Origin of the sequence: Flavobacterium sp., from assembly GCF_041392085.1 — a bacterium.
Classification (GTDB): domain Bacteria; phylum Bacteroidota; class Bacteroidia; order Flavobacteriales; family Flavobacteriaceae; genus Flavobacterium.
Map to the genome: position 1 here is coordinate 60,622 of NZ_JAWKMW010000005.1, position 25,923 is coordinate 86,544.

Sequence of the window (25,923 nt, forward strand, 5' to 3'; positions counted from 1 at the left end):
CGCAACTTCACACTCCTCATTACCTCAGCACCTTAAATAAATCAACATGAAAAAACTACACTATTCAACAGAAATTAAAGCTCCGGCAGCAAAAGTGTTTGCTACCATGATTGCAAAAGCTACCTACAAACAGTGGACGGCAGCATTTAACCCTACTTCTGATTTTGAAGGAAGTTGGAACAAAGGCGATAAAATCTACTTCATCGGAACGGATGAAAACGGGAAAAAAGGCGGCATGGTTTCGCGTATTGCCGAAAACATTCCGAATCAATTTATTTCTATTCAGCATTTAGGGATACTCGATGGAGACAAAGAAATCCTTGATGGTCCTGCAGTAGAAGGATGGGGTGATGCCTTAGAAAATTATTCTTTTGCTGAAAACAATGGTATCACAACCGTGTCTGTTGAAATGGATACGAAAGAAGATTATGCCGACTATTTTGATGGTACTTGGCCAAAAGCGTTGGAGATTCTCAAGGATTTGTGTGAAGTTTAGTGTAGAAGTTTAAGGGTTTAAAAGGTTAAAAGGCATTGCCTATTGCCATTACATGAATGGGGTATAACTTTCACATGGCTTTGACTCGGCTTTGATCAGGCTTTGATCAGGCTTTAGTATGTTATACTACTACTATACTAGTACTATATCTATACTATACCAGTACTATTACAACTTGTAAAAAAAAGGGAAAAAACAGCGAAAAAGAATGGTTTACCTGCCTGAAACAAAGATAACAATTTTGGTGAAAGTTTGGGGTGGTTAGCCTCTTTTTTGAGTGTAACGGCAGATAAAGTGCCCTTTGGTTCTGAAACACCCCTTTTTTTGAAAATACGCCATCAACAATGGGTACCACAACCCCGAACCAATATCGAACAAAACCCGAAGGAAACCCGAAGCAAACAGCAATCACAACAAAAGCCACTACGCTCCTTTATTGACGGGCGATTAGGTAGCATTTACGCTCTTTTACAAGAGAGGCAAACTTTGCTGAGCGGTTGGGTTGAGCAGAAAACGACTGGTTTTAGGGAGAATTAGTGAAAAAGGGTACCACAACCCCCTAGAATTGAGATGAAATCGGGAAGAAATTAGCTCCCAATGTAGTAGTGAATAAAATCATTTTCTGTTTCTTGCTCGGCATCGAATTTTAGGACAAATTGAGAGAGTAGAAATGCTATTTTTTGTTCAATGGCTTCAGGACTGTTTAGCTCATGTAAAAAGGCAAATTGTGGGTTGGCTTCGGTAAAATCATCATTGAAATAAAGATGAATATCAGCTGTGAAATCATTATAATAGGAATGATGGGTTTGGTTAAGGAATTTTTGGAGGTGGTGGATTTTTTGGAGGTGGGTCATGTTATTTTTCTTTATCAGGATATATAGAATTAAAAAAGTTTTCAAAAGCTTTTGATAATAATTCCTTATCTATTTCTAACAATTCATTTCTAATATTGCGGTTAGCATATTTTTTATCATCTTCATCATAAGATTCGCCATCTAATATCCTAGTGTATATGTCACTTAATAAAACACTATCACAATGATAATAATTGGGATAATATTTTTCAATAAAACTCCAATAATCAAATTCAGGTTCTTCTTTTGACTTTAGATTTATTTCAAACTCTTTTATAACATGAAATTCTAACCAACCTACAGTTTCATTAATTCCTTTGTAAAAGGCGTTCCTTTCTTCAAAAGTTTCAAATTCATATTTTTTCAAATTGATAATTTTTTCATAATTGGTTAATTTTTCTCCATTAAGAAATTTCTTTTTTTCAGATTGACCAAAAATTATTTCTACACAATAACCCATTTAACCTCAACTTTAAATTATTTTCAAAGATAAAAAAACCGGACTATACTCCGTTGTTTTATAGTCTACATTTTTAAACTTTTGTTAACTATGGATATAAAACAAAAGTTTGGTATAAAAATTAAAGAATTGAGAAAGGCTAAAAAACTTTCTCAAGAAAAGTTAGCTAACATGGCTGATATTGATCGTACATATCTTCCAACTATTGAAAAGGGGGAAAGAAATGTTTCAATAGAAGTTGTAGAAAAGTTAGCAAAAGCCTTAGAAGTTAAAATAAAAGATTTGTTTGATGAATAGAGCATATTACTCAAATACAATCGAAAATTTTTTAATTGAAAGTGATGATTCCATCTATGGAAAAATTTCAGGCAATTATGATTTAAATAAGCTTTCTATTCAACAATCAAATGCTTGGAAAAAACAAATAAAAATATTAAAAGGAACTTTAGCAGGGTTTAATGGACAAGTTTATTTCGAATTTACTATTCCTAGAATGGGAAAAAAAGTTGATAATATTTTAATTATTGATGGGTGTATTTTTGTTTTAGAATTTAAAATTGGCTCTGATAGCTATGATAAATATGCAAGAGAACAGGTTCTTGATTATGGATTAGATTTAAATAATTTTCACGAAGGAAGTCATAATAAAATCATAATTCCAATTTTAATTTCTGAGAATTCTAATGAGACTTTAAATGCCCAAAATATAATTATTGATAATCTTTATAGTCCTATTTTAACCAATCAAAATGATTTGAAAAATGTTTTAAGACAAACTTTGAATTTGTTTTTATATTCTGAAAAAATCATTGTCGATGTTTGGGAAAATTCAATTTACAAACCAACACCAACAATTGTAGAAGCAGCAACGGCTTTATATAAAAAACATAATGTTGCCGAAATTTCTAGAAGTGATTCGGGAGCAGAAAATCTATCAGTAACTTCAAATTGTATCTCTGAAATAATTGATTATTCTAAAGCAAATAACAAGAAGTCAATTTGTTTTATTACTGGAGTTCCGGGTGCTGGTAAAACATTAGCAGGATTAAACATAGCAAATTCTAGATTGAACCATTTAGAGGAAGAACATGCTGTTTTTTTATCTGGAAATGGACCTTTAGTAGATGTTTTAAGAGAAGCATTAGCAAGAGATAAATATTTCACTTCAATAGAAAATGGTGAAAAAATAACTAAATCTGCTGCACATTCTCAAGTTAAAGCATTCATTCAAAATATTCATCATTTTAGAGATGCGTCTATAAAAGATGAGAAAGCTCCAATTGAAAAAGTTACAATTTTTGATGAAGCACAACGAGCTTGGACTAAAGAACAAGCATCTAGCTTTATGAAAAGAAATAAAGGAAATTCAGAATTTAATAAATCTGAGCCCGAGTTTTTGATTGAAGTTATGGATAGACATAAAGACTGGTGCACAATTGTTTGTTTAATTGGCGGCGGTCAAGAGATAAATACTGGCGAGGCTGGTTTGGAGGAATGGATTAGACCATTTTCAGAAAATTTCTCGGATTGGGATATTTATTATTCTTCAAAAATTGTAGAAGATAAAAATTACATAAAAGATATGTTTGCTCTTTCGATTCTTCAAGATAGAAAAGCAGTTAAAAAAGATGAATTACATTTGTCTGTTTCTTTAAGATCTTTTAGAAGTGCTCAATTATCAAATTTTATTCAAGAAATTATTAACAATGATATTGAAAAGGCTAAGTTAATTTATTTAGAATTTATCAAGAAAAATTATCCGATTAAACTTACCAGAGATTTAGAGACTGCCAGAAAATGGCTAAACACAAGTTCAAAAGGTTCGGAAAGAACAGGAATTGTAGCTTCATCTGGCGGAATCAGATTAAGACCATTTGGATTAAACGTTAAAGCAAAAATTGATGCACCTATTTGGTTTTTAAACGATAAAGACGACATTCGTTCATCTTATTTTCTTGAAGAAGTTGCTACTGAATTTGATATACAAGGTTTAGAGTTAGATTGGACATGTGTTGCTTGGGATGGGGATTTATTTTATCACAATAATAAATGGAATTATAGGAAGTTTAAGGGGACAAAATGGCAAAGTATTAACAGTGTTGAAATAACCAATTATTTAATAAATTCATATCGAGTTTTGTTGACTAGAGCAAGACAAGGAATGATTATTTATATTCCTAAAGGGAATAACGAAGACTTTACAAGACCTGAATATATTTATGATGGAACATTTAATTTTTTCAAAACAATTGGTATTGAAGAAATTTAGTTTATAAGTTCTTATAAATAAGGAACAATTCCATAATACAATATTCTGAATAAGAATTCGCTATTCCATTTTGGAATAATTGATGTTATCATACTCCATACCTCAAGCATAGATAAAGTATGGATAGTGTATGAAAAAAGCATCAAACCTATCCGTTCATTTACCTTCATCATTTTTCATTGGTGAGCAAGAAAGTAGAGCTTGTTGAAATACGTTAGAAAGTTTACCTTTACCTCATGCAAGTCAAAACCAAAGCCCTCGTGATTTCGGCGTTAAAGTACCAGGAGAAATCCCTGATTGTAAAGTGCTTTACCCGCTCCGATGGGGTGAAGAGTTACTTTGTGCCCAACGCGTTTTCGGCCCGAAAGAGTCAACAGAAGATGGGTTATTTTCAACCGCTTACTTTATTGGACATTGTGGCGACGCATAAAAACCAAGGAAAATTGGAGTATTTTAAGGAAGTGCGTATCGCTCAACCGTATGTGAGCTTGCCTACTAACGTGGTGAAAAGTTCTATCGTGTTGTTTCTCTCGGAAGTGCTCCACCATTGCATCCAGGAAGAGGAAAAAAATGAAGCCTTTTTTGATTACCTGGAAACGGCGTTGCTTTGGTTAGACAACCACGAAGAAGTGGCCAATTTTCACTTAATTTTACTGCTGGGCATGACCCGCTTTTTAGGGTTTTATCCGGATGTTTCGCAACAAGAGGCTCCTTTTTTTGAATTAACCGAAGGAATGTTTACGCACTATCATGCCGTAAGTTGCCTCTCTGAACACGAAACGGTGTTGTTTAAAAAATTGCTTTCTTTAAAACTAACCGGTGACACGAAATGTTTTGTATCGGCAGAACGGCAACTGCTGTTGAAGGTGTTGATGGATTATTATGCGTTTCATTTGGATGGGTTTAGGCGGCCGAAGTCGTTGGAGGTGTTGGGGGAGGTGTTTTCTTAAGTGCTAAGGTGCTGAGGCTCTGAGTTTTTTTACCGCTGAGAAGGTCGAAAAGGGCACAAAGACGCTTCGTTTTATTGGGATACGGATTGTTGCGGATTGAACGATACCAGTTGAATTTATTCTATGTATTAAACTAAAATACATTTCCTAACTTTGTGAAATTAATATAACTTCTCTGTGTCAAAACAATACGATTACATCATCCTGGGTTCCGGATTATCGGGTTTGCTCACTGCTTATCGAATGATGAATGATACCTGGTTTGATGATAAATCGATATTGATTATCGACAAAGAAATTAAAAACCAAAACGACCGAACGTGGTGTTTTTGGGAAGTACCCAATGGTGAATTTGATTCCATCCTAACTAAAACTTGGGAAAAAGCATTTATAGGAAATCATGATTTTCAGCAATCGTTTGTTATGCAACCGTATTTGTATAAAATGATTCGAAGTAGTGATTTTTATAAATTGGTATTCGATACTATTTCATCCAAATCTAATTTTACAATAATTACAGATGAAATATTGAGTTGGAAAACGATTGAAGATTCGGTTGAAGTACAAGGGAAAAATCAATCTTATTCCGGTCGTTTTTTATTGAATAGTTTTTTCAATGTGGATCCTCTTCTCAATCAAAAAAAGTATCCGTACTTAAAACAACATTTTATTGGTTGGTTTATTAAAACGAAAACAGAAATTTTTGATGATTCGGAAGTAAAGTTTATGGATTTTAGGATTGAACAAGAGGGTAACACGCGTTTTATGTATGTTTTGCCTACTTCCAAAACCGAAGCGTTGTTTGAATATACCTTGTTTTCGGAAGAGTTATTAGAAAAATCAGTTTATGAAAAAGCCATTCAAAACTATCTTCAAAATTTAGGCATTAACGATTATGAAATTGTAGAAAAAGAAAACGGAAATATTCCGATGACTTGTTTTCCATTTCGCAAACAAAATTCAGAACGCATTTTATTTATAGGAACGGCCGGTGGTTGGACAAAAGCGAGTACCGGTTTTACTTTTTTCAACAGCAAAAAGCAGTCTGAAAAATTAATAGAATTCTTAAAAACCAATCAAAACCTAACCCAATTTCATCAAAAGAATCGTTACTGGTTTTACGATTTAATTTTGTTGGAGGTTTTACATCAAAACAATGAACTGGGAGCACAACTTTTTGGAACGCTTTTTCAAAAAAATTCCATTCAAACAATTTTCAAATTTTTAAATGAAGAAGGCACTTTTTTCTCTGATTTAAAAGTGATGTTAACGTTACCCAAATGGCTTTTTATTAAGGCTACTTTTCGATCTTTGTGGAAGTTAGTATAACCGTTGTCCGTTGTCTGTAAACGGTTGACTGATAACGGATAACTGACAACCGACAACTGTAATAAACGTTAAATCTTTCCATTGTTAACAGCATTTTATAATTGCTTGATATTCAGGTAACATTAAATTAACATCGGTTGTTGATAAATTGAGATAGAATTTTAGAAGTATTTTAATGAGGTAACATTTTTTTTCTAATCAAAAATTGAAATGAAAAAATCAACTTTAGTTTTAAATTTTTACTTAAAAATTATCAACTTTTTCAACTCGGTTTTCAACAGTTTTTTTTACTAAACTTATTCAAAATTTTAATTTACAATTGACTATTAACAACTGTTAATAAAAACCAAAAATTACATCATTTTCAAGTTTTTAACTTCTCAAAAAGCTGTTAATAATTTTGTAAAACAAATTGAAACTGTATTTCAAATTTTTTATCAAAAAAGTTTTTCTACAAATTAACACACCATAATAACCATCATAAAATTAAAATTAATTTAAAATTTCTTTTTGTTGTTTTTAATGAATGTTGAAAACTATTTGAGTTTTGGATGGAAGCGGGAAGTTGGGAGATGGAAGAAGTTTAAAGTTTTATAAATCTGTGTTCTTTTTAATTTTGATATAAAAGAAAATAAAAATGATTATATGAGATATATAAATAAAAATTGGATTTAGTGTCATATAGAATGCAGAATTTGTAATAGTTTCAATGAATTGTAGTTTATATTTTTCTGTGTAATTAATAAATAAATATTCTGATAAGTATAAGCTATATAAAAATTGTAATAGTTGAATTAAAAAGTAAGTTATGAATAATTTCAAAAGAATTTTTTTTTCAAAATTTAATTTCAATTTTTTTTCAAACCTTTTTACTAATACTAATAGAACTATAAAAAGACTTGAATAACTAACAAGATTTGTCAAGTAGAAATTTAAATGATGATCAACTTTTAAAATTAATAGAAAATCGAAAATAACAACTTCTATTAAATGTTTGACAGAAGATGCTATTAAAAAAATAAAAATACCGGAACCAATCTGAAGTAAATTTTTCATAATTATTATTCTACAATTCGCAAATGACTATCCAAATTATCTAAAATTCCTCTTACCACTTCCACATCATTGTGATGCACTTTTAATTTAATTCCGCCATACGCAATACTCGCAAACGGATCGATTGAGACGATTGTTTCATTTTCAAAAAAATAATGAATACCTTCTTTTTCGAAAATTGATTTTAAAACAGCTATCTCGGACGGTAAAGAAAATACGGCAACAGTTACAAAGTCTTTCATTTTTCAAATTTTCATAAAGATACAAAAGTTATATTTTCAATAAATCTACTTTGTAAATTCTATTATCTCCTATCTTATTCGTAATTTTCAGCATTATTAGAAAAGAAGTATGAGTAAGAAACCCAAAAAATTAGGTAAAAAGAATAAAGATTTTACCGCACAAATATTCAAAATATTATCCAAAGAACCCAATAAATCATTCAATTACAAACAAATAGCAGCTGTTTTAGAACTATCTGATACCAAAAGCAGAAACGAAATTATCCGCGATTTAAAAATTCTAAAAGCTCAGGATAAAATTCACGAAACCGAAATTGGTAAATACCAAATGGTATCCAAAGCAGAATATTACGAAGGAACCATCGATATGACTTCCCGAAAAACCGGCTATTTTATTTGTGATGAATTGGAAGAAGATGTGTTTATTCCGTTCATCAATTTGAATCATGCTTTAGATAATGATAAAGTAAAAGCGTATATCTATAACCGAAGAAGTTCTAGGCGACCCGAAGCAGAAGTTTTAGAAATTCTTGAACGAGCTAAAACTGAATTTGTAGGTGTAATAGATGTGCAAAAGAATTTTGCTTTTGTCACTACTGCCAATGCCAAAATGTACACCGATATTTTTATTCCAAAAAATAAAATGGGTGATGCCGAACATGGTGATGTGGTATTGGTAAAAATGGAAGATTGGCCAAAAAAAGCAGATAGTCCGTTTGGTTCAGTAATTAAAGTGTTGGGAAAACCCGGTGAGCACAATACCGAAATTCACGCTATTTTAGCTGAATATGGTTTGCCATATGATTTTCCGATTGAAGTAGAAGCGTATGCCAACAAAATTGATACTTCCGTAACTGAAGAAGAAATTGCCAAACGTCGCGATATGCGAAAAACGTTAACGTTTACGATAGATCCAAAAGATGCCAAAGATTTTGATGATGCGTTATCGTTTGAAAAATTAGACAATGGAAATTACGAAATAGGTATTCACATTGCTGATGTTTCCCACTATTTACAAGAAGGAACCATTTTGGACGATGAAGCGTATAAACGAGCTACATCGGTTTATTTAGTCGATCGTGTGGTTCCGATGCTTCCTGAGGTGTTAAGCAACGATGCGTGTTCGTTGAATCCACATGAGGATAAATTTACCTTCTCTGCCGTTTTTGAAGTTTCACCCAAAGCAGAAGTAGTGAATCAATGGTTTGGAAGAACGGTAATTTATTCTGATCAGCGTTTTGCGTATGAAGAAGCACAATACATTATTGAAACTAAAAAAGAGGTAATTCCGGCTGAAATTTCGTTAACCGGAAAAGATTATAAAGTAGATGAAAAAGTGATAGAAGCTACTTTAAAATTGGATGAATTAGCTAAAATTTTACGTCAAAAACGAATGGCAAACGGAGCAATTTCATTTGATAAAGTAGAAGTAAAATTCAATTTGAATGAACAGGCAGAACCGGTGGGTGTTTTCTTTAAAGTATCTAAAGATGCCAATCATTTAATTGAAGAATTCATGCTGTTGGCCAATCGAAAAGTGGCGGAATTTATAGGAAAACAAAAGAAAACCTTTGTGTATAGAATTCACGATGAACCCAATGAAGATAAATTAATCAATTTACAAACGGTGATTTCAAAATTTGGTTATAAAATAAATTTCAAATCCAAACAAGATATTTCGAAATCCTTGAATAATTTATTAAATGAAGTAAACGGAAAAAAAGAGCAAAATTTAGTAGATACGTTGACTATCCGAAGTATGAGCAAAGCGGTTTATTCTACTGAAAATATTGGACATTACGGATTAGCGTTTGATTATTATTCGCATTTTACCTCGCCTATTCGTCGTTATCCTGATGTGATGGTGCATCGTTTGTTGCAGTATTATTTGGACGGCGGAAAATCGGCTTCGGCTGAATTGTACGAAGAAAAATGTGCTCATTCGTCTGATATGGAAAATTTGGCAGCTCAAGCCGAACGAGATAGTATCAAATACATGCAAGTGAAATACATGCAAGATCATAAAGATCAGGAGTTTTTAGGAGTCATTTCCGGAGTTACAGAATGGGGAATTTATGTAGAAATCATCGAAAATAAATGCGAAGGCATGGTGAGAATCCGAGAAATTCGCGAAGATTATTATGTGTTTGATGAAAAACAATATGCGTTGGTAGGTGAAGTTTCTAAGAGTATTTTACAATTAGGCGACGAAGTGTACGTTAAAGTAAAAAATGCCGATTTGGTAAAGAAACAATTGGATTTTCATTTTATTAGAAGGAAAGAGTAGTTGTCTGTTATCGGTTTTCTGTTGACTGTTTTCCTGTACGTTTTTTAATGTTATACGTATTTGTAATAACTAATTATTTATAAAATGGTATTATTTTTGAGCTAATCAATCATCAAAATTATTACATCATGAAAAAAATCATTTTCCTTTTTATTTTAGCTACTTCTCCCCTTTTTGCTCAAACGGTAACCAAAAGTCCGGGCGATTTTACAACGGTAAAAGTATTTGACAGAATTTCAGCTCAGCTCATTCCTTCCAATGAAAATAAAGTTGAAATCAAAGGTTCAAGAGCGGCAGAAGTGGAAGTAGTGAATAACAATGGTGATTTAAAAATCCGTATGCCATTGACTAAATTACTCAAAGGAGAAACTATTGAAGCCACCGTTTATTACAAGAAATTAGAAGGTGTAGAAGCCAGTGAAGGTTCGTATGTGAATGCTGAAAAAACAATAACGGCTGTTAATTTTGAATTAAATACCAAAGAAGGAGCAGAAATTAAAATTGCATTAAATGTGCAAAAATGCAATAGTAAAGCTTCTACCGGTGGAAAAATAAATATTACCGGAACTACTCAAAATCAAGAGGTTATCGTTACTTCCGGAGGTGAAGTAAATGCAAATAAATTCAATTCCAATCAAACTACTGTGAGCATTAATGCCGGTGGAAATGCCAGTATTCATGCCACCGATTATGTGGATGCTAAAGTAAGAGCCGGTGGTTATATTTATATTTACGGAAAACCAAAACAAATAGACCAAAAAACAGTTTTAGGAGGTTCAATTAAAGAAATGAACTAAGAAGTGTGTTCATTTGAATTTTAAATTTTAAATTAGCCTTTATAAAGTTTGGGTTAAACTTGAAACCTGAAACTTGAAACAAACATTCATGCTTAACGATATTTTAGCTGCCATTCCGTGGGGAATTCTTTTGGCTTTTACCATTGGTCCTGTGTTTTTTGTACTGATAGAAACCAGTATAACCAAAGGTTTTAAAGCAGCTATGACATTTGATTTAGGCGTTGTTTTTGGTGATTTGGTTTTTATTTTGATTGCTTATTTCAGTACTAATCAATTGCTGGAAAAACTTAAAGACGACCCAAGTCTGTTTATTTTTGGAGGTGTTATTATGTTTTTGTTTGGTTTGATTTCCTTTATCAAAGAAAAAAACAATAAAAAGAAGCATTTACAAACAGATATAGAACAGGATATTCTACCTAAAAACAATTACTTAGGTTTATTTTTTAAAGGTTTTTTACTAAACTTCATCAATATTGGTGTGTTGGGTTTTTGGGTAGGTATCATCATTGTTTTTGGTCCGCAAATGAATATGAATCCCAGTCGGATTGTCCTTTTTATGTCGGTTATTCTCATTACTTACCTTATCACCGATATTGTTAAAATCATTTTAGCCAAACAACTCAAAAACCGTTTAACGCCTTATATTATTTATAAAATTAAACGTGTTATCAGTGTAGTTTTAATGATTTTCGGGTTCTTTTTAATCATTCAAGGTTTTTTTCCTGAGGAAAAGGAAATGATTAAGGAGAAGTTTGAGAGGATGAAGGAGTGATTTTTTCCAAAAAATGTAAGTTTTTAGCTTTTAGTCTTTTTCAGTTCTAAATATAAAAATAATGAACTTATTAAATTAAAATTTGTTATATTTTTAGTTTTATGATAAACCAATGTTATATTTTTAATTAAAATTTAGTAATATTGGTTAGAAATTATACATAGAAGTAATATTAATAAAAATGCTAACAAATCAGGAAGCAAATTATTTATTGGAATTAGAAAAAGTTCTCTCTAATCCTAATCAAACAGTAGATTTATCAAAAAAGAAAAATAGATTAGAATTGATTTCACATCAAGATTCTGATTATCAATTTTGGGTTGAAATAACTACAAATCAGAAAATTATACTTAAAACTTCAATACATCATTTAGAATGTAACTCTTATATTGGTTTATTAAGAATCGACTTTAGAGGAGGTCATCACAATCCTTCAACTATTCTTCCCACATTACCAGAATTTCTTATTCCATTTGCAGATAAATGGTTTGATCCGTCTGAATCTCATGTTCATTTTTATGTTGAAGGTTACAAACCTTTAGCTTGGGCAATTCCTTTAACAGAAAGCGACTTTCCTGTTAAAGATATTACACATCCTTCAGACATATCAGATTTAATAATTAACTTTGCTCGAAAGATAAATTTAAAGTCATTAATTAATATTCAACAAGCAATACTTTGAATTGGGTAAATACATATGTTAGTAATTATTACAATTGGTTAAAAGAAAAAACTTTTATTCAAAAGGATTCTAATACTGAATGGTTTCTAATAAGCACACCTTTTGTTGGAGCATTTAATGATACAATTGAAATTTATGCTCAAAAGGATGGTAATTTATTAAAGTTAAGTGACAATGGTGAAACAATGTCTAATTTAGAGCTACAAGGTTTACATATACAAGGATCCAAACGAAGAAAAACAATATTGGATTCAATATTATTAAATTATGGAGTTAAAGTTGAGAATGAAGAGTTATTAATTGAAGCAAATATTGATAATTTTTCTCAAACAAAACATAATTTTTTATCTGCAATTATTGAAATTAACGACTTATATGTATTATCTAATCATAATGTAGCTTCAATTTTTAAAGAAGACGTTAGAAACTATCTAGATTCATATGAAGTAATTTATACTCCTGATTTTATTTCTAAAGGTTCAACAGGTTTGGAATTCAATTTTGATTTTCAAATTGCAAAAAAAGATAAAGAGATTGTCATTAAATCATTCAATACAATAAATAAATCTAATTTACCTTCTTTTCTTTTTTCATGGGATGATATAAAACCAGTACGTGAAAAAATAACTAAAAAGAGTGTGAACGCAATTGCAATAATAAATGATATTGATAAAGAAGTTAGAACTGAATTTTTAGATGCACTTAAATCTAAAAATGCAGATTATATTCTATGGTCTGAGCGAGATTCAGAGAGAAGTAAACAGCTTATTTCTGCGTAAACACTTTAAACAGTAACTTGGTTAAAGGTAATTTAATAGTATTCAAATTTAAAACAAAAAAAGCTTCTTGAAAAAGAAGCTTTAATTTTGAGGCATCGCCCGGATTCGAACCGGGGTAGACGGTTTTGCAGACCGGTGCCTAGCCGCTCGGCCACGACGCCTTATCGTTGGACGGCAAATGTAATTAAAAAGTTTAAAGTTAAAAAGCTAAACTTTAAAAAACTTTTGTAAAAGTAACCTTATTCTTAAAGTCAAGAGATCCTTCCTTTGTCAGGATGACAATTTTACGAAAAAACCCCGCAACCTTTTAACTCCCTACTCCAAACTATCAACTCCTATACTCCTCCATCACCACCGTAACCGCTTCCACATCACCACCAATAGGCGGATTCAGTTTAGAAACAGAAACCATCACGCGTGAAACAGCCGGAAGTTCATCAAAAATGCGTTTGATAATTCGATGGGCTACGTGTTCCAATAACTTGGAGCGAATAGCCATTTCTTCCACAACCACTTTATTCAGGTGAACATAGTCTACTGTATCATGCAAATCATCTGAAACAGCCGATTTTCGCATATCGGTTTTAACTTCTAAATCAACCGAATAATCGGAGCCAATTTTACTTTCCTCCATCAAACAGCCATGAAACGAAAATGTTCGGATGTTTTGTAATTTAATTGTTCCCATTTGTTGTTTTTAATAAGTACACGGACAGTTGCTAATGCCTTGGAAAATATCTATCCCAAGCGTAACCATGTGGGTACCCGAATTGTAATTCACCAATTTGTTGAGCGTGATTTGATAGGAATAAGCGAAATAAAAATTACTTCTTTTTAATCCCAACATCGGACCAATATTCAAAGGTTCTAACAATTGATCATTTAAAAACCGATAGGAAACACCTGCCCAATAATAATCCTCAAAGTTATAAAAACGCAGCTTCAAATTCAAGTCGGTCGTTGATCTTTGATCACTTTCAAAATATTGAAAAAATCCGGAGGGTTCTACTTCAAAATCACTGTTGGAACTGCTTCGCCATTTGTAGCCTGTAAACACTTGATAATTGCGAAGTTCCAACGGTTCTATATCATTAAAAACATCCAAATTTTTGTTTAATAAATTTGCCACCGTAAAACTTCCGTAGAAGCCGTTTTTACGATACAAAAAACCAACATCCACGTTGTGGTTAGTTAGTCTTCTGTCGTCAACAACAGCCATATCTTGTCCTGTAAAATTTTCAATTTCAATTCGAAACTGATTTAAAGCATACGAAATTCCAAACGAAACAAATTGTTCGGCATATTTATCAATCACAATATGATGGGCAAAACTCACTTTTGCTCCCGATTGACGTGTGTTTCCGTTTTTATCACTGTACAAATACAAACCGATTCCGGATTGATCGTGAATTCGCATATCAGCAGCAAGCGACATATTTTCGGGTGCATCTTTAATGCCAACCCATTGTGTAAATCCGTTGGCTCTAATTTTCACATGGTCTCCAATTCCGGCATATACCGGCGAAATTATAAAAGGATTATCTGCCAAATATTGCGTAAAGGAAGGTAGGTTTAACTCTTGTGTTTTTCCGCTTAAACAAGCAAGTAAAATGAAAAATGGGGCTAATTTTTTCATGGTTGTAGGTTTTTGGGTTAAACCAACTCCAAACTTGTGGCGATTTGGAGTTGGCATTATTAAAAATTTTTATCTGTAAAGGGTAACGTTTCCAACAAATTGTCTTCCGCCGTCGAGCGTGATGGTGTACCAATAATCACCGGTAGGTAACAGTGATCCGTTGTAAGTTCCATCCCACTCGCCTTTGTGGCCAAATTGGGTAATAATTCTTCCGTAGCGGTCAAAAACTTCTACGCGTGCATTAGGGAATCCTTCTAAATTTTCCGGAACCCATGTATCATTATCACCGTCATCATTCGGTGTAAAGAAGTTTGGAATATCGATGTCTATAAATTCCATGTTAATTTGAGCTTCGGCAGTACAACCGTTTTCATCCGTTACAACTACAGTATAAGTTCCGGTAGCTAATATTTGGAAGACATCATTGTATCCGTAGTTTACACCATTTAGGTAATAAGTATAATTACCTGTTCCCCCCGTTGTTGTAGCTGTAAACTGATTTTGATAGGTTTCAGCTAATGTCAACACTATAGGCGTATAGTTGGTGATAGTAAATTCAACTGTTTCTATACAGCCACCTTCATGAAAAACGGTTACCGTATGGTTTCCATTTGCTAAATTGGTGAATACATTTTCGTTTTGGAATGCTCCGCCATTAAGCGAATAGGTAACTTCTGAATCCAATCCTTGCATAACTTTAATGGTAACTGTATTAAAAGCAGCGTCGCCAAAACAACCATATATTACATTTGCCGCAGGGGCTATTGTAATTCCGCCGTCTACGTCAACTTCCAATGTAGTTACACATCCGTTGGCATCTCTTACATAGATGGTATAGGATTGTCCGCCTGCTAAATTTTCAAACAAAATACGGTTTGGGGTATAGTTGTTTTCGTTGTTCAGGCTGGTTGCGTAAGGAGCGGTTCCACCATTGATTGCTATTTCAATTGCACCGACATTGTCGCCTGCACACAAATCAGGGAACATGGTTACTAAAGATGCGTCTAACACATTCGGTTCGTTGATTGTGATGTTTAATTCGATAGTACAACCAATTTCATCTCTAACAATCACTGTGTAATCTCCAGCCGGTAAATTGGTAAATGTTTGGTTTGAGCCAAAATCTGTCAAGTTAGGTGAAACCGCAAATTCTAAAACACCGCTACCTCCTGATGCAGATACCTGGAACGAACCGGTTGATTCACCGTGACATTTTACATCTACTTGCGTAAATACGGCTTGAATAGGTGTTGATGGATTGATAGTAAACTGCACTTGTTGTTCACAACCATTCGCATGTCTCACCGTGATGGTATGATTGCCAACTGCAATATTGTTGAAAGTTGCTGATGTTTGAAAGGCTCCTCCATCTAACGAATAAGTGACATCATTTTCAACTGCAGCATCTACACTAACGGTTACTGTATTTCCAACTACATTACCAGCACATACATACGTTACCTCAACACTAGGAGCGATAGTTACCGCAGCATCTAATGTTACCGGTAGGGATGAAATACAACCATTCGCATCTTGAATGAAAATCGTATAGGTTTGTCCACCGGTTAAATTAGTATACGTAAATTGATTCGCAACAAAGTTAGTTTGGTTATTTAAACTTGTTGAATAAGGAGCAACACCACCGTTTACTGCAATTGTAATGCTTGCATTACCATCGCCGGTACATAATTCCTGTACTAAAGCTGAAACGGATGAAGTTACAATGGTTGGTTCAGTAATGATAACTTGTTGCGTTACACTACATCCAATTCCGTCACGAACAATAATGTCATATGTTCCTGCTGCTAAATTCGTAAACACATTGTTTGTGGTAAATGTGGTTAAGTTTGGTGAAATCGCATACTCAATCGTTCCGGTTCCTCCGGTTACATCAACCGTTACGCTTCCGGTTGATTCACCGTTACAAAGTACGTTTTGAACACTTGATAAAGTAGCTTTCAACGGTTGATTATCATCGATATTCACATCAACAGTTTTGATACAACCGTTTGTGTGTTGAACTGAAATAGTGTGATTTCCTGCCGGAACATTTATAAACACGTTAGAAGTTTGATACGTTCCACCATCGATAGCATATTGAACATTTCCAACGGCGGAAGCATTAACAGCAACAGTTACTATGTTACCCGGCACATTTCCGGTACAGTTATAAACCACTGATTCAATGGTTGGAATTACTTCTACCGGAGCATCTAGGAAGATGTACGCTATCGTTTCACAACCGTTAGCATCTTTTACAAAGATGAAGTAATCAGTTCCACCAACTAATCCCGTGAACGATAATTGTCCTTCAACAAAAGCATTTGGATCTTGGTTATTCAAACTAGTTGAATACGGAGCAGTTCCGCCAGAGATAAGAACTGTAAATGAACCATCATTATCACCTAAACATAAATTTTGAACAACAGATGTTAAATCAACATCAGCAACTAAAGGAGCGGGTTCTGTGATTTCTACGTCTAATAAAATAAAACAGCCGTTTTGATCTTGAACGATAATATCATAATTACCCGGAGCCAAATTGTTAAATGTTCCGGTGTTAAAGAATTGATTCAAGTTAGGTGAAATCGCATATTGAACCGTTCCTGTTCCGCCTGTCGTTTGGATGGAAACACTTCCGTTTGCACCACCATGACATAAAACATTATTAACAGTCAAATTAGAAATCATCAATTCTTGCGGATCAGTGATTTGGATAACTGATGAGACCTCATTACAATCCACACTATCCACCTCAACAATATAATTCCCAGATGGAAGATTAGTAAATGTTCCACTAGCTTGTGGACCGGCAATTACGTTATTTGCATCGTCTAAAAGGGTGTAACTGTAATTTCCTAAACCACCTGTTGTGTTAGCAATTATCGTTGCTGTACTTTCTCCAAAACAGTTGATGTTAGCACTATTCAGATTCAAATTCAACTCTAAATCAGGAATTGTTTCTATCGTAATTTGATTGGTTTGAACAATTTCACAATTATTGGCATCTCTTACAAAAAATTGATAGGTTCCGTGACCAACAGTATAAACCGTTGTATTGGTAAAGTTCACTCCATCTGTACTGTATTGATATGGAGCCGTTCCGCCCGAAGCAGAAACAGTGATAACCGCATCATTTAGACATGTCAATGAACTAGTCAATGTTAATGAAGCAACAACCGGAGTTGGTTCAGTTATTGTGATGCTGTTGGTTGTAAAATCACAATTCCATCCGTCGGTGATGGTGATGCTGTAAATTCCGGCACCTAATCCATCAAAAGTTGGACTTGTTTGTCCTGCTGAACTGGTTACAATTGTTGTTCCGGTTGCATCATACGTATTTAAAATATATTGATATGTTACTTGTCCTCCGGTTACATTTGTAGCGGTTACAGAGGCATTTGTATCACCATTACAAAGTAAATTAGTATTGGTAGAAGTAAGGTTAGCTGAAATGAAACTCGGTTGAACCAGAATAACCGTTGCACTTACTAAACATCCACCGGCATCTTGTACAGAAACTGTATAATTTCCGGCAGTAAGTTCTGTGAATAACGAATTGGCTCCAAAAGGTTGAATGGTTGTAGCAGTCGTGTTGTTGACCAATTCATATTGATACGTTCCCCATCCGCCTGTTGCAGTGGCAAAAATTTCACCTAAATTGTTTGTACACGTCACATTTGCTGTTTCATTCGCAGTTAAAACTAATAGCTCACTTGGCGAAGAAACAACGGCAAAGTTGGATGTAGCTGTACAGAAAGGTGTTTCAGTAGCTGTAACAACCACTTGATAGTTTCCACCCGATAATCCGGAAACAATGAATGGATTTACAGTTGTATTTCCACTTCCCGAAGCAACTGTATTTCCTTGAATGTCTATTACATCATAGGTTACATTTCCAACATAACCTAACACATTTACAGTTATCGTTCCATCTGTATCGCCATAACAAGTTACAGCTGATGAGTTGATGATACTTGCTTCAATTGTATCAAAAGGAGCAATTGTATAAGGAGCTGTTGTAAAATAACATCCTGTAACATTATCTGTTACTTGGAATGTATAGGTTCCAGGTTCAGTCAACGTAAAGTTAGTACTGAAAACGCCACTTCCCGGTGTGATGGCAGGCTGACTGCCTTGCGGTAATAATTCAAAAGTGAAATCTCCGGACCCACCGGTTACATTAATTTGAACGGATCCGTCATTTGTACACGTTAAATTCGTTACCGTTGTTGCAGTAACTGCAGCAATAGTTGGTAATGGATTAATATTCACAAGAGTTGTCGCTAAACAATTATTAGCATCGCGAACAGTCACAGTAATGTTTTGAACACTTCCATTATCTACAATTGTAAATGTGTTGGATGCAAAGAAGTTCGTTCCGTTAATGCTGTAAACATACGGAGTTGTTCCAAAATTGGCTGTGGCTGTAATCGTTGCCGTTTGAACCACATTGGAAGCATCACAAGCAAAATCGGTTGCTGTTGCAGAAACTGTTAATAAAGCCGGTTCATCAATTACAATGATTTCTTGTAACGAACAATTTCTAGCCGAAGTAACCGTGATTGTATATGTTCCGGCTGCTAATCCCGTGAAAACGCCATTGTTTTGAGAAATTGGAGCATTTACACCATCTGTTAAAACATACGTGTAAATCGGGTTATCGTTGGATGATGGTAAAGTCACTGTGATACTTCCATCATTTCCGCCATTACAACTTACATCATTGTGTGTTGTAGTGAAAGTTACAGGAATAGCAGGCTCTAATTCAATTGGAGCTTGAGCAGAACAACCCGTGGTTGTATCGTTAATAACTACTACATAATTTCCGGAAGCTAATCCATTAAAAATTGAAGAAGCTTGAGCAGTTACAATTACTCCACCCACATTATTTTGTAATTCATACGTAAAAGTTCCGCTTCCTCCGAAAGGCGTTACGGTAATAATTCCGTCGTTATTAGCACAAGAAGTTTGCGCTGTAATTGCAGGAGTTAAGTTCAACGGAGCAGGAATAGTAAGGTTTACAGTATGAATACAACCATTAAAATCTCTCACTCTAATGGAGTAATTTCCTGAATTTAAGTTGGTATAAGTGAACGTTGGAACGGTTTGCGTTTGGAAAGTTCCGCCATTTAAACTGAATGTATAAGGAGCAATGCCGGCTGTTGTTAAGGTCACTTCAATGGTGAAATCGCCTTGAGCAGCTGTACATAAATTAGTTACCGTTGCAGCAATTTGAGGAGAAGGATCCGTTGGAACAAATACTGGAGCTGACTGAATACAACCGTTGGCATCTTTGATATAAACCACATAATTTCCGCCTTCCACATTGAAAACATTGGTTACACTACCTGCCCACGTTACTACTGTTGGAGCCGGATCACCGGCAACTACCAATTGATATTGATAAGGAGCTGTTCCAAATTGACCGGTTGCTGTGATTCTTCCTCTGTTATTTAAACAGTTGTCATTACGAGTAACATTTGCAGTTACTTGCAATAAATTGGTTGACTGAGAAATGGTAAACGGAACCGAAGCACTACTACAACCGGTTAAGGTTCCGCCATTTTCAGTAAATAAAATGTAATAAATTCCGGGAGCTAATGGTCCAAGATTTGTAACAGAAATTGGTCCGCCTAGTGGTGATGAAGTTCCTGTAATTCCGGTAGAAGTATTTGATTGAGAATTAAATACTTCATAGGAAACACTTGTAGCAGTAGCATCATAATTATCAAATGTAAAATTCACAAAACCATCGTTGCTTCCGGTACAGCTCACATTTCCAATCACATCCAATACGGATGTTAAATTAGAGGGTGTGTTAATTGGTGTGTCGGCAGTTTTAAAATAATAACAATCGGTTATTAAATCGTGTACTACAAACGTGTATGTTACACCCGGAACTAATCCTGTGAATGTTGATGTTTCAGGAGTTCCCGCATCTGCCGGTTGATAACTGGAAGAATAAGGAAGCGTATTGGTTTCTAAAATCGCAAACTCATACGAACCGCTACTTACAGCAGAAGTTACAGTAATTACAGCAGTTCCACCATTCACACAATCCGTTGTTGAAGCTGAAACATCAATAATCAAATCACTTGGCGGAGAAGCAATAATAATTTCATCAACTAAAAAGACACATCCATTAGCATCGATAACTTCCACATTATAAATTCCGAAATCCAGAATTTGGAATGAATGATTTTCATTGGATACCGGAGTGTAGGAAGCAATAAATCCGAAATTATTATTTAAAACATACGTATATGGAGTTGTTCCACCGGCTACACCTTGCACGATTATTTCACCATAAGAAGTACCACCCGGATTGTTACACGTAATATCTACAGTAGCTATCGTGAAAGCAATTGGATTAGGTTCTGTTAATGTAATGGATGCTGTATCGGTACACGAATTAGCATCTGTTAATGTAATTTGATAAATTCCGGCCGTTAATCCGGATGTTTGCGTTCCGTAATTTACTCCGGTTGTCGTATTGATTACTTCTATAACGAAAGGAGCGAATCCAACTGCATTATTGGTATTGATTTGAATTTCTCCTTCATTTCCTCCATTACATAAAATGCCATGTAGCTCTACAACAGATGTAATTTCCGGTAATGTTAAGGGTTCAACGGTAATCGTCTGACTTGTAAAAGTACATCCTTGTGCATCAGTAATTAGAAATTGATAATCTCCAGCATTTGCTGTTGAATAGACAAAGTTAGTTCCAACTACATTTGTGGATGTTCCAAAAGCTCCACCATTAAAAGCAACTTGATAAGTAAACGGAGCTAATCCGCCAGCAATTGCGGCTGAGATTTGAGCATTTGGTAATGCCGTACAATCTAATCCTTTCGTTAAGGATACATCTCCCGTTAATTCAGGTTGTATGATTTGCGAAACAGTTGCGGTACATCCATTGGAATCGATTACAGTTACCGTATAACTACCAGGTGTTAAATTGGCAAATGTGTTTGAATTTTGAGATGGGTTTCCGTTGATACTGTAGGTATAAGGAACTACACCTCCTGTCACTGCAATTACTAATGTAGCCCCATTAGCGTCATAACATAAATCGGATGACGGTGCAATTACAGCAACAGGATTGGTTGGTGTAGTTAGGTTGAACGTGTTGCTCACAACACAACCATTGATATCATTCACCGAAATCGTGTAGGTTCCGGATTGAGTTAAATTTGTAAACGTAGCATTAGACTGAGGCCCTACCACTACCCCATTGGGTTGAGTAAGTTGGTATTGAAAACTTCCCCATCCGCCGGTAGCAGTAATGAGTACATTTCCGTTGGAATTACAACTGATTTGATTGGCTACAAATGTGAAAGCTAATGCACTGCTTGGTGCTTCTACAATAGCTGTCGCCGTGTCTGTACAATTCGTCACTGTATCTGTTACCGTAATTGTATAGGTTGAAGCAGTTAATCCCGTAAGTGAAATAGTTGATAAATTTGAATTAGTAGCTGTAGCAACCACGGCATTTGAACTATTAACTATTTGATAATTGTATGGATTTGAATGGTTTACCGAAAACGAAATTTCTCCGTTTGAAGCTCCAAAACAAACGACATTACTGATCGTTTGACCAATTACATCAATAATTGGTAGTGGATTGATGGTGTAGGTTTCTTGATACGTACAACCATTGTTGTCGGTTACTTCAAACGTATACGTTCCGGTAGTTAATCCAGCAAACACAGGATTAGTTCCGTTATTCACTGTTTGTCCGGCAGGAGCGATAATTTCATACGTAAAGGGAGCAGTTCCGCCGATTGGTGTAACCGTTACCGTTGTGTTTTGTGCAGGACACGTTAATGCTGTTGCATTAAAAGTTACATCCGTTATTTGATTAGGTGTAACAAGAGCAACACTATTGGTTTGGAAAATACAACCATTCGCATCTTGAATATAAATCGTATAATTTCCGGAAGTTAAACCTGCAAATTCTGAAGAAGAAACAAAGTTTACACCATCAATGCTAAATTGATAGGGAGCCGTTCCACCAGATATGCTTCCCGGAACAATATTGATTGTTCCTGCGTTTGTTATACATGTATAATTTTCAGTAATTTCTGCCACACCGGTGATTGGTGTTGGTTCAGTAATGGTAAAATCGGTTGGGAATTCACATACTCGATTTCCTTGTGATTGAACTAAGACAACAGTATAATTTCCGGCTGGTAAATTATTGAAAACCCCTGAATTATTGGTACTAATGATGTTTCCGTTTTCATCTAATAATTGATAAGAGACTTGAAATCCATTAGATGAAGTTAAATTATAGCTAATGGATCCATCATTCTGACCAAAACAATTTATATTTTGAACCGTTGTCGTGAACTGAACATTTGGAACTAATTCAATTGTTACGGGATTTGATAAAGCGGTACAGTTATTTGCATCTACAACAATAAAAACATATGTTCCTTGTTGACCAAATTCAATGTCAAAAATAACACTGGTTTGGTAGTCAGCTCCAGTTGGATTTAATAATGTTCCGTTATAACTGTATATTGCAAAGGAATAAGGCGGTTGTCCACCTGAAGGATTGACTAAAATGTTACCTTGATTACACGTAATATTTTGAGAAACGGAAGCAACTAAAGCCAGATTATTGTCATCTTCAATGGTTACTGTTCCAGTAAATGAACAACCATCTTCTGTTACTACAGTAACGGTATAAGTTCCCGGATTTAAGTTGTTAAAGGTATAATCGTTGTCAACAACCCACCCGCTTGTTGCAGTAATTGGATTAGTGATACTAAACTGATATTGTGGTTGAGCTCCGTTCGCTTGTACCCGAATACTTCCAAAACCGTTACAGTTCGTATTTTCAGGAATTAAATTTACTTGAAAATCATTCTCTTGAATTCCGATGTTTGGTAGTTCGAAAACGCAACCATCGGTTACCCCAATTTGTGTAACTTGAACCGTATAAACTCCCGCATCTGAAATAGTAAACACCGGATTATTTTGGTAGGGAACTAAAATATTTCCGGTCGTTTGATCAACCAATTGAAATTGATAATCCGAAGGTAAATTCGTAATTGTGATGCTTCCCGGCGTATTACATAGTATGTTCGTTGTTACATATTGAATGTCTAGTAAATTTGTATAAACATTAAAATAAAAACGGGTAAAACAACCATCTTGATAATTGATTGTCAAGCGATATTGTCCTGCGGTTGTTACATTAAAATTGGCACCCGTTCCCACTTGATTCCATGAACAAGACGGGTTATTATTGGCACACGTATCAATACCAACCGGTGGACAACTGGTCTCGTTCAATACTTCCCAAACAATACTGGTTGCATCGCTGATTCCGGTTTGAATGAGCTGACTATCATTTGTTCCACACAAGAAAATATAAGGCAATTGTTCACCATTATTTGGACAAATTACTACCTCATCGGCAAAAGGAATCACAGGATTGGTTTGTGTTGCTCCAAATAATAAAACATTAAACGTTTGTGTGATACCAATACACGGTGGTGTCGCCGTATTCACAACTGTATAGGTTCCCACACTGGAAACAGTTATGGTTTGTGTATTTCCGATTACTTGATTAGAACTGTTGTACCAAGTGTAGGTTTCGTATCCATTTGCTGCAGTAAGTGTTAAATCTGTTCCACATAAATAAGCTTCATTTTCAAAAATACAATCGTCGATATCGACCAAAAAATTCGCCGGACCCGGTTGACCAAATCCACAACTATCCAGTCCGGCAAAACTTGGGTCATTCGATATCCAATTACTGTTTAATATTCCGCGATAAGTAGTATAGGCTTGATTTTGAATTAAGTTTGAACAAGCATCCTCCAATTCGCTACAAGTGGTTGCCACTTGAACGCGAATGCGGATGGTATAAACCGGATCGCCAATTTCAACTAAGTTATCGGGTAAAGTAAAAACCAATTCATCCAAACCTGGATCATGCGTGAAGGTCACCCCGGGAGCCCCACTTAAATCAGCCGAAATGAAACTGGTATTGATGGGTAAGATGTCGCGAATCGTTGCGTTTGTTGCGTCATCATTCCCTACATTTTGAAATGTAATAACATAATCTAAGAATTGCCCTAGGTTAACATCAGCCCCACCGATGTCGTTTCCTGCTAAATCTTCGACAGTTTTTACTAATTTAATATCCGGTTCTATGACTTCAATATTAAATGCATTGAAGAACATAAAGTAAGTGTCTTGTGTTGAGGTAATTCGCAATGTTGCTGCTGTTTCATTATTTGGAATTACACTGTTAAGTGGATTCGCAACAGTCATTATATCGCCATCATAACCCAATGTGTTCAAACTGTTAGGTACTCTGTCTGTAAAATCAACATTATTTAGTGTTAACCTACTATTGAAGAAATTGTTGGTTGCATTTAAGGTATTTCCTAAAGCAGTAAAGGTTGCGTTGGAAGCCGCTCTGAAAAGCAATTGATCTCCTGTAATTCTATTATCACCTTCTAAGGCTGCTGAAGCTAATTTTGCTCTTACCGGAAAGGGCGGAGGTAAAGTAGTAAACCCGGTATAGTTAATATCTGTTTGTCCGATTGTTGCCCTAACACCTGCAAAACCATCATAAGCCGTGATATATTTTCCGGTCATGGTTGGATTTTCATATACAAAGAAAATTGTCCATCCGCCGGAAACACCTCCCCCATTGATTTGTCCTTGCGTAACTCTGATGTTCGCTACAGTATATTCTCCCTCTGGATTGGCCAAGCCTGTTACTAAAGAAGTAATATCGGCATAACAAGCATACGGACTGTTGGCAATAAAGTCAGGACTGGTAAATCCGTCAAAAATCAATTGACCGGTAATGTTTTGGTAGCTCCCACCCGGTAACTTTAATTTAATTTGATTAAAATCATTTTCACGCACATTGTCTCCATCTCCCGGAGATGTTGAAAAACCGTTGTTAAAACGATAGGTTGCAGACCAATACAATCCGGCATACACAATTTTGTTACAACCGCTTGCAGGCAACAATAATGAGGCACTACTTGAACTGAAGGTGGAAGAATCCCCATCAATATCGATGTATTGCATATTGAGGTTGTCATTGTATTCCGATGAATTTCCGGTTGCATTATAGGGCACATTCGGACCGTCGGAATTAGTTTGTCTGTTTACAATTCCGTTTGAAATTAAAGTCATATCTCCCTTTAAATTTCGTTCATAACGAACTGTAAAAGGAACGGCAACTTGGGCATAAACAGCCAAGTTCATTAGCAAAAAACAACCGAGTAGGAAGATTGTTTTTAATTGTGGTATTTGGGGCGTTTTCATTTTG

General features: G+C 34.8%; 17 protein-coding genes and 1 tRNA gene. 10 read left to right on the plus strand and 8 right to left on the minus strand.

All coding sequences use genetic code 11. The features are described 5' to 3' along the window. Positions 1 to 46 precede the first annotated feature (46 nt). Positions 47 to 496, plus strand: a complete 450-nt coding sequence (locus R2782_RS03315; RefSeq protein ID WP_371266654.1) for an SRPBCC domain-containing protein — start codon at positions 47 to 49, stop codon at positions 494 to 496. Positions 497 to 1,083: 587 nt separating this feature from the next. On the opposite strand, the gene R2782_RS03320 is transcribed toward R2782_RS03315, so the two are convergent. Together R2782_RS03320 and R2782_RS03325 are read right to left on the minus strand one after the other, a co-directional pair. Beyond that, on the minus strand, positions 1,084 to 1,350 hold the full coding sequence (locus R2782_RS03320) for a hypothetical protein (RefSeq protein WP_371266655.1): 267 nt from the start codon (positions 1,348 to 1,350) through the stop codon (positions 1,084 to 1,086). Position 1,351: 1 nt separating this feature from the next. Then, positions 1,352 to 1,810 (minus strand): hypothetical protein, encoded by a 459-nt coding sequence (locus R2782_RS03325; protein ID WP_371266656.1) that lies wholly within the window; start codon positions 1,808 to 1,810, stop codon positions 1,352 to 1,354. A gap of 90 nt (positions 1,811 to 1,900) precedes the next feature. Here R2782_RS03325 and R2782_RS03330 point away from each other — a divergent pair, with 90 nt between their 5' ends. Further along, positions 1,901 to 2,107: a helix-turn-helix domain-containing protein gene (locus R2782_RS03330; RefSeq protein WP_371266657.1), complete on the plus strand. Its 207-nt coding sequence runs from the start codon at positions 1,901 to 1,903 to the stop codon at positions 2,105 to 2,107. Next, a complete protein-coding gene (locus R2782_RS03335; protein ID WP_371266658.1) occupies positions 2,100 to 4,079 on the plus strand; it encodes a DUF2075 domain-containing protein in 1,980 nt (659 codons plus the stop codon). The genes R2782_RS03330 and R2782_RS03335 overlap by 8 nt, the downstream gene beginning before the upstream one ends. Before the next feature lie 11 nt (positions 4,080 to 4,090). Here the strand turns inward: R2782_RS03335 and R2782_RS03340 are convergent, their stop codons facing one another. Then, positions 4,091 to 4,252, minus strand: coding sequence for a hypothetical protein (locus tag R2782_RS03340; protein WP_371266659.1), 162 nt, complete (start codon positions 4,250 to 4,252; stop codon positions 4,091 to 4,093). A gap of 63 nt (positions 4,253 to 4,315) precedes the next feature. On the opposite strand from R2782_RS03340, the gene recO reads away from it, so the two are divergent. Further along, on the plus strand, positions 4,316 to 5,029 hold the full coding sequence (gene recO, locus R2782_RS03345) for a DNA repair protein RecO (protein WP_371266660.1): 714 nt from the start codon (positions 4,316 to 4,318) through the stop codon (positions 5,027 to 5,029). Between the two features lie 177 nt (positions 5,030 to 5,206). Beyond that, positions 5,207 to 6,358: a lycopene cyclase family protein gene (locus tag R2782_RS03350; RefSeq protein ID WP_371266661.1), complete on the plus strand. Its 1,152-nt coding sequence runs from the start codon at positions 5,207 to 5,209 to the stop codon at positions 6,356 to 6,358. A gap of 1,061 nt (positions 6,359 to 7,419) precedes the next feature. Here the strand turns inward: R2782_RS03350 and R2782_RS03355 are convergent. Further along, complete coding sequence (locus R2782_RS03355; RefSeq protein WP_371266662.1) at positions 7,420 to 7,656, minus strand: DUF2007 domain-containing protein; 237 nt, start codon at positions 7,654 to 7,656, stop codon at positions 7,420 to 7,422. Between the two features lie 109 nt (positions 7,657 to 7,765). Here R2782_RS03355 and rnr point away from each other — a divergent pair, with 109 nt between their 5' ends. The 5 genes from rnr to R2782_RS03380 all read left to right on the plus strand — a co-directional run bounded on the left by rnr (position 7,766) and on the right by R2782_RS03380 (position 12,973). Next, the gene (rnr, locus tag R2782_RS03360) at positions 7,766 to 9,943 is read left to right on the plus strand and encodes a ribonuclease R (RefSeq protein WP_371266663.1); all 2,178 of its coding nucleotides are present in this window, start codon (positions 7,766 to 7,768) and stop codon (positions 9,941 to 9,943) included. Positions 9,944 to 10,071: 128 nt separating this feature from the next. Then, on the plus strand, positions 10,072 to 10,740 hold the full coding sequence (locus R2782_RS03365) for a head GIN domain-containing protein (RefSeq protein WP_371266664.1): 669 nt from the start codon (positions 10,072 to 10,074) through the stop codon (positions 10,738 to 10,740). 88 nt (positions 10,741 to 10,828) lie between these two features. Continuing rightward, positions 10,829 to 11,512, plus strand: a complete 684-nt coding sequence (locus R2782_RS03370) for a LysE family translocator (RefSeq protein WP_371266665.1) — start codon at positions 10,829 to 10,831, stop codon at positions 11,510 to 11,512. A gap of 181 nt (positions 11,513 to 11,693) precedes the next feature. Beyond that, on the plus strand, positions 11,694 to 12,194 hold the full coding sequence (locus tag R2782_RS03375) for a hypothetical protein (protein WP_371266666.1): 501 nt from the start codon (positions 11,694 to 11,696) through the stop codon (positions 12,192 to 12,194). Continuing rightward, complete coding sequence (locus R2782_RS03380) at positions 12,191 to 12,973, plus strand: DUF1828 domain-containing protein (RefSeq protein WP_371266667.1); 783 nt, start codon at positions 12,191 to 12,193, stop codon at positions 12,971 to 12,973. Before R2782_RS03375 ends, R2782_RS03380 begins: the two co-directional genes overlap by 4 nt. Before the next feature lie 90 nt (positions 12,974 to 13,063). Here R2782_RS03380 and R2782_RS03385 read toward each other — a convergent pair. The 4 genes from R2782_RS03385 to R2782_RS03400 all read right to left on the minus strand — a co-directional run bounded on the left by R2782_RS03385 (position 13,064) and on the right by R2782_RS03400 (position 25,919). Then, positions 13,064 to 13,134: transfer RNA gene (locus tag R2782_RS03385), tRNA-Cys, on the minus strand. Positions 13,135 to 13,301: 167 nt separating this feature from the next. Next, on the minus strand, positions 13,302 to 13,661 hold the full coding sequence (folB, locus tag R2782_RS03390; protein ID WP_371266668.1) for a dihydroneopterin aldolase: 360 nt from the start codon (positions 13,659 to 13,661) through the stop codon (positions 13,302 to 13,304). A gap of 9 nt (positions 13,662 to 13,670) precedes the next feature. Further along, positions 13,671 to 14,609 (minus strand): type IX secretion system membrane protein PorP/SprF, encoded by a 939-nt coding sequence (locus R2782_RS03395; RefSeq protein ID WP_371266669.1) that lies wholly within the window; start codon positions 14,607 to 14,609, stop codon positions 13,671 to 13,673. Between the two features lie 69 nt (positions 14,610 to 14,678). Continuing rightward, positions 14,679 to 25,919, minus strand: coding sequence for a T9SS type B sorting domain-containing protein (locus R2782_RS03400; protein ID WP_371266670.1), 11,241 nt, complete (start codon positions 25,917 to 25,919; stop codon positions 14,679 to 14,681). Positions 25,920 to 25,923 lie beyond the last annotated feature (4 nt).